We start from the raw sequence: 1943 nt of genomic DNA, 5'->3' as shown, positions 1-1943 counted from the left end.
CCGCGCGCCCAGCATCTGGCCGTGGAAGTACCGCAGTCGCCGCAGCGGTGGCGCGTCGAACCCTTCCGTGCCTGACCGTGATGTCTCTGTCTCCGTCATGCCCCGTCCTCTCACGACACCTGTGTGTGCACACCGACGGCGGAGACGACTCCCACGCCCACCCCTCGGCGCAATCCTCTCGGTCCCGGCCTCAGCACCCCGTCGCGGCCGAGCCGCACGGGGTGCGCGCCGCCCAGCACGGGTGCGGGCAGCGGTACGAACGCGGTGTCCACGCCGACCGTGGACCGCGACCCGACCACGAACCCCGCGCCACCGGTCCGTACCGACCCCACCGTGTGCGCGGGCGCCTGCCGCTCCACCAGCCGCGCGAGCGCCGTCCCGTCCGCCGACCCGGCGGGCAGGGCGAGCCGGAACCGGTGGGCGTGCGCGGTGAACGGGTCGCTGTCGGGCGTGCCGAACGCGCGCAGCGGCGCCGCGCCCAGCGCTGAGCCGCCGACCCGGAACCGGCTCGCCGACCGGCCGAACAGCCTTATGGCGCCCAGCCCTTGGTCCTGTACGGTCCCCGCACCGGAGCCGCCGACGGCGCCGCGCAGATGGGCCCAGCGGCGGTCCGTGGCCAGCTCGTCGACGACCGGGGTCACCCCGAACACGATGCGCACCGCCTCCCGCAGCGCCCATGGTGTGCCGCGGCGCCGGTACAACTCCGGGGCGGCGGCCAGCAGGGCGCGCCGGGTGCGGGCGTCCCAGCCCGCCTCGAACGACAGGCCCAGCAGCCCGGCCAGCCACGGCAGCACCCGGTCGGGGACCCCGGCCGGGTCCAGGAGCGACGGATACCGCTCGATGACCCGGTCGAGCTGGGCGAGGGTGGCGTCGAACAGCGACAGGAAGCGTTCGGTGAAGTCGTCGGCCGCGGGGTCCTCGCGGAAGGCGGGTGGCAGCAGGTCGGCGCTGGTGACCCGGGGGAAGTCCAGCCGGATCCGGCGTACGACCGGGGTCGCGGCGCCGTCGCCGGAGAGGCTCAGCCGCAGCCGCAGGAAGCGGCCGGGCGGCTGGTCCACGAGGAAGTCGGTGGCTCCCGGGGCCGACGCCTGCCAGTCGCTGTCCTCGTAGCCGCCGTCCTCGCTCACCACGATCCGGACGGCGACGGCCGTCCCGTCGGGCACGTCGGCTTCCACGCGGACGCGGTGCCAGCGGCACCGCGAGATACCGCTGTCGATGAGCGTGGTGACGTACGACCCGCTGGTCGCGTAGGCGTCGGTGGCGGGCGGCGCGGGGTCCCGGGGCAGACCCTGCCAGGTGAAGCAGGTGGTGGCGGGGCCGTCCGGGCCCTGCTCGCTCAGGCAGAATCCGTTCTCGTCGGCCGAGGTGAGGGCGGACGGCCGGAGGGCGGCGGCCAGTTCGTCCACGGTGGCGGTGCGGAAGGGGCGGCGGTGGCCGCCCCGGTGGATCGTGAGCCGTCCGCCGTCGTCGGTGAGCAGCCACACGGTCCGCTCCGGTCCGGTGCGCAGGCCGATGACCTCGCCGGGTGCGCCGGTGCGGAGCACGCCGCGGAAGCGGCCCGCCGGGTCGTACCGCCTCAAGTCCGTGCTGCCCTGACTGGCGACCAGTATTTCGTCGCCGGGGGCCGGGGCGGCCCAGCTGGCGCGCTTCGCCCGGATCACCCCGGCGAGCTGTGCGCCCTCGCGGTGCCACACCAGGACGCGGCCGGAGTCCACCACGGTCAGTCGGTGTCCGCGCGCGGCGACCGAGACCGGGTCGCGCAGCAGCCCGGGGTCGCAGCCGGGCGGCCATACGGGGGCGAAGGCGCCGCAGGCGTCGCGGTGCATCAGCCGCCGCTCGCCGGGGACCAGCAGGTACCAGGCGCACGGCCCGCACCCCGGTGCGAGAACGGGGGTCGGGGAACCAGGGCAGCAGCTGTGCCCTGGTGGGGCCTTCCGGTGCGG

1 protein-coding gene is annotated in these 1943 nt (G+C 76.0%); it reads right to left on the bottom strand.

What is annotated here, in order from left to right; translation table 11 throughout:
• Positions 1–110 precede the first annotated feature (110 nt).
• Positions 111–1943: phage tail protein I (locus tag SSOG_RS44625; protein ID WP_245606532.1), on the bottom strand; the 1833-nt coding region annotated here is incomplete at its 5' end.

The sequence above is a fragment of the Streptomyces himastatinicus ATCC 53653 genome (assembly GCF_000158915.1).
Lineage (GTDB): Bacteria > Actinomycetota > Actinomycetes > Streptomycetales > Streptomycetaceae > Streptomyces > Streptomyces himastatinicus.
Note: the sequence above shows the minus strand (reverse complement) of the source record. Positions and strands in the feature narration are given on the sequence as shown.